This is a genomic window from Fluviicola taffensis DSM 16823 (assembly GCF_000194605.1).
Taxonomy (GTDB): Bacteria; Bacteroidota; Bacteroidia; order Flavobacteriales_D; family Crocinitomicaceae; genus Fluviicola; species Fluviicola taffensis.
The window spans coordinates 1,899,768-1,914,430 of sequence record NC_015321.1 but is presented as its reverse complement, the minus strand read 5'-3'; the positions used below and the strand labels follow the sequence as shown (position 1 = coordinate 1,914,430).

Sequence of the window (14,663 nt, the reverse complement as noted above, 5' to 3'; positions counted from 1 at the left end):
ATCTTACTCAAAGATACAAAAGAGGGTGAATAGTTGGATATCTGTGTGTGGTTTTCAAAAATTAGTAGTAAGCGAATGTAGTAAAAATACTTATATGGTCATTAAAGACTAAAAATTAATTGGATTCAGAGATTGTTCTTTTTTAGGAAGATCCCTGCTTACGAGTAACATCAAACCCAGTTCCTACTTGTCTCAATCCTATGTAGGAAAGATCTTGGTTGTCAGTTAGGGTAATTCCAGTTTGCATCCAAGGGCGGTAACCAAATGTTTGTATAAAACCTCCGATAGCACCAGTGAGGTGCAGAGCAGAATATGCTCCTGCATTAGCTGGATTAAACAGCCCGTTGTTGATTAGTGCATCTCCTCTTCCAAGAAGTAGGTAGCCATTGCGTAATCCGTTATACCCATCAATGGCGTAGCTTAGAGACCCATTGAGCTTCATGCGGTTGATAGCATTGGTTTTGAATAATAGTGGATTTACTCCGTTAGAGGCATTCCAACCAAGGTATCTTCCAGGAGCATAAGCATTTGATTCAAATGTTACTTGAGAGTATACATTTACTGAAATGAAAATACCAATAAAAGCATTAATTAATTGCTTTGTTTTCATAATCTAAACTTGATTTATTTCATCAAATGAATAAACCCGTTTACATTATTGTCTTCAAAAATTATACGAATAAAATATACTCCTTCAGTGCAATCGATTCCATTGAATGTCCCATCCCAATTTAATGTATCTTCACATTGGAAAATTAGATTACCCCAACGATTGTATATTTCAGCCTTTTTAGCGCCAATCCCTTTTAAATTTAAATGATAATAATCATTTAACCCGTCACCATTTGGAGTGAAAATATTAGAAATTTGTAATTCCGTTTCTTTTAAATACACATCATCAATATAAATTGCTGCACTTAGCCCATTGAGAAAATTTCCATTATAATCTTTGACCTTTAACTCAGGTAGAGACTTGAAGACACCAATAGTCATGTACTCTTCTGTACCTTGAGCGATAAACGTCCCTTTTACTTGATACCAATTATTTGTGTCACAAAAAAAAACATCTGGATTACTCAAAAATTGAGGATTATAGGGTAATATTTCATCTGTATTCAAATTTAGTTGGTTTGGTGTAAACAAAGCTCCAATGGAATTTATGCAGTAATTAGCTATTGGATTATGTACAAAAAAACTCACTTCATAGAACCTACCAGCGTCTAGTGTATGATTCAACTTTATTTGAATGTTCTCAGAATAAGTTAAAGAATTTGAATCATTTTGACCAAAAGTAAAAAAAGAGTACGCATTCCCAGTATGAGCTGCCTGATTACCAATATAATTCTCAGGAACACTGAACAAAAAACGTTGAAGGGTTATATCATATTCTGTACTACATGAGTTAAAATAATCGGGAGTTCCCAATGTGGGAGAAGTCCAATATTTGCATGAGTTTATATAAAAGCCATTTGCAGTGTTTGGACACCAATTATACTCTTCAAAACTACCGTTTGGAACAAGATTTTCCTGAGTCCATAGAGACAAGGATATAAATAAGAAAACAATATGTAAAACGAGTTTACTCAATTAATAAAGTTTTTTGTAAATAGTTTCCTTTATCACGAAAAGGTGAAAAACGGCAGAATTTAGCACTAGCTAGCTTTCTAGGGTCATCTTACTCAAAGATACAAAAGAGGGTGAATAGTTGGATATCTGTGTGTGGTTTTCAAAAATTAGTAGTAAGCGAATGTAGTAAAAATACTTATATGGTCATTAAAGACTAAAAATTAATTGGATTCAGAGATTGTTCTTTTTTAGGAAGATCCCTGCTTACGAGTAACATCAAACCCAGTTCCTACTTGTCTCAATCCTATGTAGGAAAGATCTTGGTTGTCAGTTAAGGTAACTCCAGTTTGCATCCAAGGGCGGTAACCAAATGTTTGGATAAATCCACCAATAGCACCAGTGAGGTGCAGAGCAGAATATGCTCCTGCATTAGCTGGATTAAACAGCCCGTTGTTGATTAGTGCATCTCCTCTTCCAAGAAGTAGGTAGCCATTGCGTAATCCGTTATACCCATCAATGGCGTAGCTTAGAGACCCATTGAGCTTCATTCTTTGAACATTAGCAGTTCTAAAGTTTAGCATAAAATTGTTCGTATAACCTAAAAACCTTGAGGGATTCCCAATGTTACTTGCCACAGTTGATTGGCTAAAGGACTTAAATGATAGTCCTAAAAGTAAAATATAAAATAAATATTTCATAATGTTTTGTTCTATCTAATCAGTTGAACAAAACCTGTTTTTATATTTGGTAGCGAACCGCAACCGAAGTCAATTTTGTAGTAATAGACGCCATCAGGCTGGTTACCACCATTCCATTTAATCAGATCATTACTCTCGTAGACAATATTACCCCAACGATTTAGAATTTCTGTATGTTTTGCTTCCGTATTTTCAATTTCAAAGAAATCATTAATTCCGTCAGCATTTGGAGTAAATATATTAGGTAAATCAATTGACGATAACTCTACAAGACTAACTTCATCTATATAATAATAGCTATCTATACCTAGACCAGAATTTTGTCCAAAAGTGGTTTGATCTTGTGGTAAGAAGTTTCCTATGATTAGGAATTCTTCACAACCACTCGCTAAGTACTCATAGGACATTTCAACCCAGTTTATTTCGTCCGATATTAGTATCGAACTAAAAACAATATTGGTGGAACTAATAATGGCTGGTGTACCACCAGTCATTATTTGTAATGGAATTCCCAAAGTGTCTACAATAAAATAAGCCCCTAAATTATTGCTTGGATATTTTGTTAAATCGGAGTTCGATACATAGAATTTTAACACATACTTTTTCAGAGGTTGTAAGGGCTCTATCAGCTTAACAGCGATGTACTCCCGATAACCGTCATCAGCATTCAAATTTATACCTACGTATGAATTTCCATCAAAAGCATTTTGATTTCCATAAGCATTTATCGGAGTACCGCTTAAACCTGTACCGCATGGAGTATAAAAGTCTGGTGTTGTGATAGTAGCACTAAACCAAGGATAGCATTTAACCTCACCTATTGATTGCGGACAAGAGCTAAACTCTTCAAAACTCGCATTTGGCACAAGATTTTGTTGCCCAATTGCAAAAAGAGGAATGAGAAAGAATAGTATATAAAAAACAGGTTTGTTCAACTGATAAAGTTGTTTTTAAAAGTAATAATTTCCTTTATCACGAAAAGGTGAAAAACGGCAGAATTTAGCGCTAGCTTGCTTTCTAGAAGTATCTTTCTCAAAGATACAAAAGAGGGTAAATAGTTGGATATCTGTGTTGTGGTTTTCAAAAATTAGTAGTGAGCTAATATACTTAAAAAACAAACGTGTATGTTAATTATTTAAAAAAATGTTAATGCTTGATTTTTGTTTGGTAGGAACAAGTATCAACAAGAGGTGTTAATTGAAAATAAGATCTTTGGAATAGAAGCGTTAGAAATAACCTCCTTCTGAGCAAGAAGAGGTATCAAAAAATGGAGACTCTGCCAGTTATGAATTTTGTAACAACCTGTGTTTTGTTTTATTCACTCCAGCTTTCTCCCAGAATCCACTTTCGAACCATTTCTTTGTCAAGAATCCGACCAACAACTCTGTAAGCCGATTTAGCGAATGGATTATCCCCGATCAGTTCTTCTGTTTGCACTCCGATTTTGGGATCGTAATAACTGGCATGCGTAAACGTAACCTCATTACCTGATTTGTAAACAAACCCAACATGACTGTCTAAACCGGCAATATAAAGTCCATCTGGTTGCTTCAAGAAATAGTCTTTCATATATTCGGGAGTCTGATTACTGAAACGTTTCACATCAGCGGTCATTCTGGTAATATAATATTCAGAAGCTTGTTGAGCCCATTTAGTTCGCGGAATTTTAAATCCAACATCCGAAAGTAACGTGGTAATGAAATAACCGCATGCAATTTTCCCTTTTCGCGGAGTACGCGTTGTACCGTTAAAATCCCATTCTGTTCCTTCCCATTGATTAAAGAAATCGGTTGTGATTTTCTCCAAAAGATAAGATGCTGCCTTTTCTTCAATGCTGTTTCGATCTACTTCATCTGCCTCGCTGTATTCTTTTTGAAAAATAAGTCGCTGATTTTCTACCGATACTTTCAGATCTTCATAAGCCAGCAAATTTCCTTTTACTTGGGTTTTGTTTTGCAAACAACTATGAAGGAATAAACACAGAGCACAAAGCTGGATCAATTTTATCTGCATGATTTTAAGTTTAATTCCCAAATCTTTAAAGCGTTACAAAAACATCTAGTTACATGAAAATTATCAATTGCAATAAGCACAGTATTTAGAATCGACATTGTGCGTAAATGGGCTGGTTTTATCCAACATCTCACTGATTGTATTCACGAGGATTTTCTCGAAAAATTCAGGAATATCTTCTTTTTTAAAATCTTCTGGAAGCTTTAAGAAATGTGGGCTTTCTTTAATCGAGCGGAATGAAAAAATTCCCGCTTTATCCGTCATAATACCTGTTTCCTTGAAATAGAGATAACAATAAATCAATAACTGAAGGACATGTTTTTGAGTCGATTTTCCTTTTCGTTTATCCAATAAAATTGCCTCTTCGTAAGTTTCTTGATTCTTGGTTTTCTTCAATTCTACCTTCTCTGCGTTTACACTACCTGATTTATAATCAATGATTCGGTGAACACCATCAAACTGATCAATCCGGTCGCAAATTCCAGAAAGTCTTATTTCCAAAGGTTGATTATTTCTAGCAAACTCTGGAAATTGAATCGTTGTTTCATACTTTTTTTCCAATCCCAAAATAAACAATGCTTTTTCTGGGTTCTCACTTAAGATTGCTCGGTCTCTTCTCAAAACATTCACAACCATTTCCTTAGCAACTTCAAAATTGATGTGGTTCGTTCCAGTTTGCCAAGTATTCTTATCTTGCGAAAAGTGGTTTTCAAAGCTTTTACTGACTAGAAGAGGAACTTCTTTTTCCATCTTCGTCAAATCATCTTCGGTCATTACTTTTCCAGCTATTTTTCTTCCTGAATCATCGAATTTATCTACAAATGGTGTAAACAAATCTTCCAAAACAGCATGGATAATTGTTCCCAAAGTATTGCTCTCAATATCCTCTTCTACTTTGTTTTCTTCTCCGAAACGCAAGACATATCTGTAATAAAAATCCAAGGGACACGCCATGAATTTATCCAACATTGAAAAACTTATCCCGTTTTGAAGAACCTCATAAATTCGATCAATAACTTCAGGCGTTTTTGTTATTTCCGCAATTTCAATTTTTTCATTATTTCCTGCTTTGTAGAAGGATTTTTGGATCCGAATATTTGGATTTACTTGAGCAAGTTCCAGTTCAATTTGCTGAATATATCTACTTGGCTCACTCGATCCAACAGCTTCTGAAGCACTCGAATAAGTAATGAGCATTTCTTCCGCGGAGTGCAACAAACGGTAAAAATGATGCGCGAAAAGCCCTTGTTTTTCGCGAGGTGTTGGCAACTCAAAATACTTTCTCAAATCCATCGGTATGATGGTGTTAATTGAATTTAGCGGAGGCATTGATCCTTCATTTAATCCAAAAACAAAAACACGTTTGAAATCCAAACCACGGGTTTCTAATAGTCCCATTATTTGTAATCCTTCCAGTGGATTCCCGAAATAGGCGATTGTCTCGTTACTCCAATTTCCGTTGAATAACGTTCGGAAAGAAGCAAGGCTCATTTCTGGATATTTTCGAGCAAGAATATTTTGCAAAGCGATATTGGATTGATCAAATCTCCGAACAATTGCTCGTTCCAATTCATTGGCATCATCCAACCACAAATCCAATTGGGTATTTAATTGTTGAATCAACTGAAGCGCCTTTTTCCAGTCGTTTTTCCAAGGTTCAAATATCAACTGATTCAAAACAGATAATCGCTCACTTAAATCCAATTTTTTTCGATCTAGAAAGTGCCAATTATTCGAGATTATTCGAGATTCGATGTTCTGAATTTCCTTTTTTTCGCTTGTTGAAAGAACACCCAAAATAAAGGGATGGTGAGCAAACTGAATAAAGTCTCGGTAATAAATACTCGAGTTTCCACGTCTCAAAAATGACTCTTGCAATCTGAAAATCAAATCCACCCAAGATCTCAAGGAAGTTTGCCTCAATGGTAAACCCACGGTGATATTTGCATGGCCAATTTCCGCTGGCAAGTGTTTCAATATGGAGCTCAATAAGCTTTCATCAGCCAAAAGAACTAAGGTTTCATTCAACTGCTGACTGGTCAATTTTTTCAATTCACTTCCAACAACTTGAGCTTGGGCTGTAAATTGTGGACATTCCACCACTCGAATATCTAATTGCTTTGTCAGCAAGTGATTTTCAATAAACGGAAGTGACTTTAGTTCCAGTTTTCTACACAAATCGCGCTGAAATTGACCTGCTTCATGAATGGAATTGTAGAAGTAAAATTCATCGGAATCCATCAAAATAGACGCTCTTCCCAACTTGGAGAGTTGTCTCATGATTTCAATTTCCGATTTCGACAAAGCGTTAAATCCAGCGAAAATGAACTGTGCGTCTTTATCCTCTTTGAACGCCAAATCAATATTCGTTGAAAAATGTCGATATGCTTTTCCTTTTGTAGTAACTGATTGGGTTTTCAGGCGCTCTTCCAAAGCAAAATAATACGGTTTCAATTTGTCCCAAAAAGCCATGAATTGTAGCTGACCTTTTGATAATTCTTCCGAATTAAAAGACCAATTTTCAATTTCTCGAATATCTCTTAGGTTTTTAAACAATTGATCCGCAGGAACAATATAGCGATCTATTTCATCAAAATCACTTAAAAGAATTTGGCCCCAAGTCATGAAAGAATCAAAGGAATTTACATTCAATTCCACTGGATTATCTTTAAAAATTTCGTATAATTCAAATAAAAGACTCGTTTTATCAATGATAGGAACTGGGCTTAAGTCCTGAATCCATAGATCAATGGTAATTATTTTCGGGGATAAAACTGGTTTTTGATAAATCTGGTAAATTGCTCGTTGCAAGTAGGAAATCATTCGTTCAGAAGGAACAACGATACACACATTTTGAAAGTCTAGCTCTTTCTCCTTGATGTGATTTATAATTCGATTAACAAATGGCTCCATGATACTCTTGCTATGAATGCTGATTCAAACAGTTAGTTTTTAAAAAATTGAAACTCAAAATCATCAATCAAAATCCGATTCTTATTTGGATTATGGATATAAAAACTCAACTTTTCATCTTTCGATTTTCTTTCAGGAAGAAAAATCAGAAACTCCTTTTCCATCCATTCATTTGGTGTTAATTGAGAAATAAGATCGATTGCAGAATAGTATGAGAGTTCATTACTTTTGGAATAAGCAACAATAATAGTCGCTTGATTGCTGTTTTGAATTAAATATTTTCCTTTAATCTTTAGGATTGTCGCTTTTTTATTTCGGGCAACTTGTTTTGTGAAATCATGCGAAAAGGCATACACATCATTCTCATTAATCACACCAATCTGATTTCCATTCCTTGTTAGATCCTTTGCAACTTGAATGTAATCTAGGCTATCATTGGTTTCAAAGTTGATTTTGATGGTTTTGTAAGGATTTTTTATGTCTAGAAAATTCATCAAACTCTGAGCTGTAGTGTCTTGCTTTCGTTTACACAAAATGAGATTCTCATTCGTTGAAATCATCTCTACTTCATTCAGTATTTCCGGATAAATTTTATATACATCCTCCATAAAATAGGATTTTTGAAACACCACATAATCCCATTTCCAGCTCAGCCCTCTATTTATGTCGTCTTTTGTATGACCAACTACAGCCAGTCCCACACGATTCATTTTAATAAATGGAATATTCGGCCCATCTGCGTGAATTACCAAAATAGTATCTTCTCTTAAAACCCCTGATTTAGTTAGAAACTCATCTGAGCCTGCAAAATTAATTCCTGTACCTGTAAAATGATCGCCCGCAAAATAAACCCTACGTTCCTTTTGTACCCGTTCAGTTTCTTCAAAAGCACGTATTCCAAAGTATACAACCAAGATTCCTATAATTAATTCTCCGTATCTCCATTGAGGTTTTGGAAGTAAAGCCAAACTTAGCATTACAAAAAGGACGGTTGGAAGATAGAATGTGTCCAAGAAATAATAATCGTGCGCAAAAAATTGCTTGGTCATTGCAAACCAAAACAGACATACTCCAATTATCCAAAAGAGACAGATGAGCCACCATCCAAGATATCTGTTTTCGCTGTTTCGCTGTTTAATTAATAGAGAAATTGCTCCTAAAACTGCTAGCAATAAAATCAAAAAATAATGTTTTATTGTGAAGTATTCTAAAATCCACCGATCCCACATTTGAGTCAAAATCAACTTCATTTCTTCCCAATTATCTACTGGTAAGAGTTCATTCAGAAAATCTGACCCATATTTTACTCGTAAAGTACTGTTGTAATACTGTGCAGCAAAAACAACCAAAAAGGATACCGAAACACCAATTATATTTGGCCAAAATTTCGCTTTTCGCTGGATAATACGGATCATTTCAAAACCAAGAACCGCAAAAAACGGAATCACATAGGTGAAACGAGCAAGTACAGCAAAGGTGAAAAAGAAAAGTGCCCATCGAAACCATTTTTTGCCTCCTCCCTCAAAATACAATGCATAACAATAGAAGGCAATTAAAGTATTTGCAATACTAGGAATACTTGGCAAAAAGCCGCCTTGATAATAAACGTAAACTGGAGAAGTCATCGCAAAAATGACCACCAATGCTGCTTTAATTTTGGAACGACATATTTTCTCTGATAATAAATACAAAAAAAAGAATCCAACAATACTATAAAGCAATATATAAACATGAAAAATCCAGGGCTCGTTGGTGCCAAAAAGTTTCATGAAAACAGCCGGGATGTAGTCATGAATAGGGAACTCAACCGCAGTGTTGGTTGAATATGATGGAATGGTCCAATTACTTGGAAATTGATGGTTTAAGATGTAATTCTGTGGTTCGAAAAAGTTTAAATCGTTCCGTACAAATCCATTTGCCAATGCCAATCGATCATTTTGAGCCCAAGTATGAATATAACCAGGGAACTCATTCACTTGTTTAAACTGAAGAATTACCGTTAATACGGTGATTAACAACAATGCAATACTATTTGTTCCTTTCTTCGCTCTCAAGGCATTCAAAATAATTAGAATAATCGACTCATACAAATATCCAACTTATTCTTAAGAAAAGAACTTAACGGCAGGCAAAACTGATTTTTAATTACTTTTAAAGACAGCAAAAATAAATAACGTTTTGCCGAATTATTTGGTTCTCTTATCTATAAACTTAAAATCCCTGATTATTTTGCCACTCAACTTTCAACTTATGAATCGTCTAAACAAGCTTACCAAATACGAAAGATTCTTTTTTCTGGCGGTTGTAGTGTTAAACCTCATTCCTATTCTCAGTCATCGCTTTTTTCCGACAATTGATGGGCCCGCACACCTATACAATGCCAACCTGATCAATCACATGCTTTTGAACCCCGATTTTGATTCTTTTTTTCGATTTAATCCAGAACCTGTACCCAATTGGATCGGACATATTTTGCTTTGTTTTTTCAACTGGTTTCTTCCAGGTTATTTAGCAGAAAAGCTACTATTACTCGTTTATTTTATCGGACTTCCATATTCCTTCCGGAATTTGATCAAATCTGCTGGAGGAGAATACGTCTTGTTAAGCTATCTCATTTTTCCTTTTACATACAACTACTTGTTTTCAATGGGTTTTTACAATTTTTCACTAGGGCTAATCGGGTTATTCATTCTTCTTTCATTTTGGATCAAAAACCATGAAACAATTACCTCTTCTATTAAAAAGACAGTTATTCTTAGCATCTTTTTGATTCTGATTTATTTTTCCCACGTTTTGATGTTCAGTACGGCGTTATTAGCTATCGCCTGTTATACTTTCGCCACATTTTTGAAGCAATGGATTGAAGGTGGGAAATTCGAAAAGGTATTTATGATCCATCTGAAAAAAGTTCTCGTGTTATTGGTCAGCTCCCTTATTCCGCTCGTTTTAATGTTTTTTTATTTCGCGAACAGACCTGATTCCGAGAATCCTGGTTTTCTTTCAAAATCCGAATTGTTCTCCTGGCTGATTTATATGAATCCTCTCATTTGTTATTCTTTTGGAGTTGAAAAAATTTCCACCATTATAACCAATATTGTTTTAGCAGGACTTATCATCGGAGGACTTATCATTCGAGTAAGAACCCGAAAAAGTTCTACCTGCGGCAACTCAATAAAAAGTGTTCTTCGTATAAATGATGTTTGGTTGCTCATGTCCGCAATAATGCTCTTGTTGTTATTTATTGTTCCAGACAAAAATGATATGGCAAGTCTTATTTCCATGCGATTTGCGTTCTTATTCTTTTTATTTACGGTCATCTGGATCTCAACTATGAAGCATTCCAAACGCTTTGCCCTAATTTGTTCACTACTTGTTCTCGTCGCCCATGTCAAGAGAGTTCGTCATCTCGATCCTGTAATTGACTCCAATAATGCCATCGCGATGGATTGCGAAGAAACTGCAAAATTTATTAAACCCAACAGTATTGTAGCTCCTGTTAACCTTAGGAATCATTGGTCGAGGGAGAATTTCTTCAATTATCTTGGAATGGATAAACCACTAATTATTCTTGAAAATTACGAAGCAACTATGGATTATTTTCCGTTATTGTGGAACTATGAAAAATTCCCGGATATTCAGGCTGGGGGAATTTCTCTTGCTGGTAATTCCTTCCTTTCATCTGCACCGATTAATCCCCAAAACCAGAAAAAAGAGCTTGATTATATCTTTGTTTTAGGAGACTGGGACAGGTCAAATACCGAACAGTTGAAGACCCTTCAACTCATTTCACTTCATTTTACACTGATTCACAAAAACACGAACTGCACCTTGTATCGTCGAAAAATTCCCAGGAAATAAAACCTGTTTCATTCAGAAATACGTGCTTTTTCCATACCTTCACTGTATGTTAAGTTCAACGGAAATGGATGACTGGGATGATGAGGAAGAATTGTTTGTTTTTCGCGATTCCACCTTTGCCGAATTGAATTATGGAACACTTCTAAAGTATGCGGAAGCTTCCGCCATTCAAGTGTTGACTCTTAGTTCCAATTCTGTCCATGCTGTCGAACTTTCCATTGACAAAGGTGTCTTTTTGTGCAATTACGGTTTTCGGGCAGAACATGAGGTAATCCTTACTCAAGAAAATCACACAGTTGTTCTTGCTTGCAGCTGTGGGGGAAATGGAAAAAAATTATGCGACCATCAAGCCATTGTGCTTTACCGTGTAATGGAACATGGAGATTTTCGGGTTTTTTATGATGAATCTGATCGCAGGAAACGCATTGCAGATGTGGCATTTTCTTATGGTATTTCAGATGAAAAACAATGGGACGAGTTATTTCAACTCAGTTATGAAAACAGACAGGTAAAGGTTGCTTCCAAGAATCCAGAACTTATTCGATTAAATCAAGAAAAAAAAGACGAACTCACGAAGAAATTAGCACCAGTTGCTTTCTCTCCAGAAAAACTCAATAAACACTTACCAAATCGCTATATTTCTTTCCGTGCTTTGGAGAATGAAAATCATTTTGAATTTCAATTACATGAAAGCGCCTTGACTCAAAATGGAAAAATAAAACCTCCCATCCACTCATTAAATGCACTAGAACTTGCATTGCAGGAAACAAAACCTGAAATCATTCAAGCTTATACGGCACTTGGAATGTTGGGAGCAAAACATCATTTATACCGGAATTTAGCAAATGATGAGGAAACATTTTTGAAAGTTATTAAGTCGATTACGATTGCAAAACCGCTTTTTGAGGAATTAGAAGTTGTAGAAGTTTGGGATACAAAACCGCCAAAAGACATTGATTTCGCACTTCGCATTCACGAAAAACCAATGCTTTTGCACTTGGATGTGAAACAAAACCAAGAGTTTTATGAAATAACAGGTTTCATTGAAGTTGATAATCACAAAATTGATTTTGACCAGGTGAAAATGAAAAGCGAGTTGTTTATTCGTCGCGGACAAGATTTATACCTAATCAAAAATTGGAATTACCTCCGAACATTGAGCTATTTCAGGAAAAATCACCACAAACTCATCATTCATCAATCGCAGTTTGACGAGTTTCATATACGCTTTTTGGTGCCGCTTGAAAATGTGGTTAACATCAATTATTCCTACGTTAAAAAAGCCACTCGTGCAATCATTAAACAAACCCAATTAGCAACGATTCAAGCAAAACGAATTTACCTCACAGACAGTGAAAATTACATTCACATCACTCCCATTATTGAGTATGGAAAAGTGGAAATCCCTATTCTATCGAAACGGAAATTACTAACGATTGACCAAACTGGAAACTCGTTCGAAATTCCTAGAAATGAGGATTTAGAAGTCAATTTTTTAGGCCAAATCATTCGACTTCACAAAGATTTTGAGTATCAATTGGGCGGTGATTTTTTCTACTTACACAAAAATCAATTTTTGGAAAATGATTGGTTCTTAAATGCATTTGAATCTTGGAGCGAAGCCGAATTAGAAATTCATGGATTTCAGGAATTGACAAAATTAAAACTCGTTCCAAAGAGCATGAAAGTTTCCGTTCAAATCATCAGTGGAATTGATTGGTTTGAAACGAAAGCTCATATCAAGGTTGGTGATAATCGCGTTCGGCTGAAAGAAATTCAGCGAAGCATTATTCAAAAATCGCGCTACGTGAAATTAGGAGATGGACAAATGGCATTACTTCCACAACAATGGTTGGAGCGATTCTCAGCATTTTTTCGAGAAGGCGAATTGTTCGACGACGTTATTCGCATTCCAAAAACATCTTATCAATTTATTGATGAATGGTTCGAAGCAGAAGAAATTGACAGTACGGTTCGAGAACAAATAACAGAAATTAAGGAGAAGATTACTCATTTTGAACGCATTCCTGAAATTGATCTTCCACTAAAATTTGAAACAGAATTGAGGCATTACCAGCGCGAAGGTTATCATTGGCTTCATTTCTTGAATGATTTTGGTTTCGGTGGAATTCTTGCAGACGATATGGGATTAGGGAAAACCATTCAGCTTTTGGCTTATCTTTCTAAGAAGCAGGAAGTAGAAAAAGGCACACACTTAATCATTGTTCCAACTTCCTTGGTATTTAATTGGAAAGATGAAACCGCAAAATTCACTCCACATTTGCGAATTTTAGATCTTCATGGAAGTAAACGAGTCAAAGCAACCCATCATTTCGAAGCCTACGATATTGTATTAAGCACCTACGGAACTTTGCTTTCAGATATTCGTTACTTAAAAGATTTTGTGTTTGATACCATTATTTTAGATGAAGGCCAAGCAATCAAAAATCCAGATTCAAAAAGGTACAAAACAGTTCGATTACTTCAATCAAAACAGCGATTTGTTCTTACAGGAACTCCGATTGAAAACAATACATTGGATATTTTCTCAATTCTCTCTTTTTGCAATCCAGGAATGTTTGGTTCTGTGAAACAGTTTAAAGATCATTTTGCCATGCCCATTGATAAATTTCAAGATAGCCAACGAGCGAAAGAATTGCAAAAACGCATCCATCCATTTTTATTGAGACGCACCAAAAAACAAGTTGCAACAGAACTTCCCGAGAAAACAGAAATGATTGTTTACTGTGAAATGGATCACGAACAACAACGCGTTTACGACGTTTATAAAACTGAATTGAAGGAATACTTGATGAGCGAACCAGATTTTACAGACGGTCAAAGCAGCATGCATGTTTTAGCTGGTCTCACAAAATTGCGGCAAATTTGTAATTCTCCTGCATTAATCAATGAAAATGGCGTTTCTTACGGAGAACAATCAGCCAAAATTCAAGAATTAATGGAACAAATTGAGGATAAAAAGAAACACCATAAAATTTTGGTTTTCTCTCAATTTGTGGGGATGTTGAAATTGGTGGAACGAGCGCTGGAGGAACGAAGTATTCCCTATTCATTGCTTACTGGTCAGACCAAAAAACGCAAAGAGGTTGTGAATGCTTTTCAAGAAAATGAGCATATTCGAGTTTTTCTCATTAGTTTGAAGGCTGGTGGCATGGGCTTAAATTTAACACAAGCGGATTATGTCTATTTACTAGATCCATGGTGGAACCCTGCTGTGGAAAATCAAGCTATCGATCGGGCTTATCGCATCGGTCAGGACAAAAAAGTAGTGGCTGTTCGTTTTATAACTCCAAATACTATTGAGGAGAAAATACTGGAATTGCAAAAACGCAAACAGGAACTCGTTGGAGATTTGGTTCACACAGATGTCAGTACATTGAAGCAATTGAGCCGAAAAGAGTTGGTTGACTTATTATAATTCGATATAAGATTCTATTTATCAGCGCCTTAAGTAAAATCTGTAAGTAATTTTACTAATTCACTAACAAATCGAGTGTAAAGCACTGATTTTCATTAAATTGATAAATAACTGTAAATGATTTTGCTAAATTGCTTACTACATGAATCTATAAATCAAAGGTCAATCCTTCGTCA

9 protein-coding genes are annotated in these 14,663 nt (G+C 35.4%); 2 read left to right on the top strand and 7 right to left on the bottom strand.

What is annotated here, in order from left to right; genetic code table 11:
- Positions 1 to 142: 142 nt before the first annotated feature.
- From FLUTA_RS08380 to FLUTA_RS08350, 7 genes are all read right to left on the bottom strand, one after another.
- On the bottom strand, positions 143 to 610 hold the full coding sequence (locus tag FLUTA_RS08380) for a hypothetical protein (protein ID WP_013686434.1): 468 nt from the start codon (positions 608 to 610) through the stop codon (positions 143 to 145).
- A gap of 14 nt (positions 611 to 624) precedes the next feature.
- Complete coding sequence (locus FLUTA_RS20695) at positions 625 to 1,587, bottom strand: T9SS type B sorting domain-containing protein (protein ID WP_013686433.1); 963 nt, start codon at positions 1,585 to 1,587, stop codon at positions 625 to 627.
- Positions 1,588 to 1,814: 227 nt separating this feature from the next.
- On the bottom strand, positions 1,815 to 2,114 hold the full coding sequence (locus tag FLUTA_RS08370; protein ID WP_245545466.1) for a hypothetical protein: 300 nt from the start codon (positions 2,112 to 2,114) through the stop codon (positions 1,815 to 1,817).
- Between the two features lie 161 nt (positions 2,115 to 2,275).
- Complete coding sequence (locus tag FLUTA_RS08365) at positions 2,276 to 3,199, bottom strand: T9SS C-terminal target domain-containing protein (RefSeq protein ID WP_013686431.1); 924 nt, start codon at positions 3,197 to 3,199, stop codon at positions 2,276 to 2,278.
- 379 nt (positions 3,200 to 3,578) lie between these two features.
- Positions 3,579 to 4,277: a hypothetical protein gene (locus tag FLUTA_RS08360; protein ID WP_043023727.1), complete on the bottom strand. Its 699-nt coding sequence runs from the start codon at positions 4,275 to 4,277 to the stop codon at positions 3,579 to 3,581.
- A gap of 63 nt (positions 4,278 to 4,340) precedes the next feature.
- Positions 4,341 to 7,190 (bottom strand): PD-(D/E)XK nuclease family protein, encoded by a 2,850-nt coding sequence (locus FLUTA_RS08355; RefSeq protein WP_013686429.1) that lies wholly within the window; start codon positions 7,188 to 7,190, stop codon positions 4,341 to 4,343.
- A gap of 32 nt (positions 7,191 to 7,222) precedes the next feature.
- The gene (locus FLUTA_RS08350) at positions 7,223 to 9,244 is read right to left on the bottom strand and encodes an ArnT family glycosyltransferase (protein ID WP_148235410.1); all 2,022 of its coding nucleotides are present in this window, start codon (positions 9,242 to 9,244) and stop codon (positions 7,223 to 7,225) included.
- A 196-nt stretch (positions 9,245 to 9,440) separates the two neighbouring features.
- Between FLUTA_RS08350 and FLUTA_RS08345 the strand changes: the two genes are divergently transcribed.
- Together FLUTA_RS08345 and FLUTA_RS08340 are read left to right on the top strand one after the other, a co-directional pair.
- Positions 9,441 to 11,048, top strand: coding sequence for a hypothetical protein (locus FLUTA_RS08345; protein ID WP_043023725.1), 1,608 nt, complete (start codon positions 9,441 to 9,443; stop codon positions 11,046 to 11,048).
- A gap of 46 nt (positions 11,049 to 11,094) precedes the next feature.
- Positions 11,095 to 14,487: a DEAD/DEAH box helicase gene (locus FLUTA_RS08340; protein ID WP_052301362.1), complete on the top strand. Its 3,393-nt coding sequence runs from the start codon at positions 11,095 to 11,097 to the stop codon at positions 14,485 to 14,487.
- Positions 14,488 to 14,663: the final 176 nt, after the last annotated feature.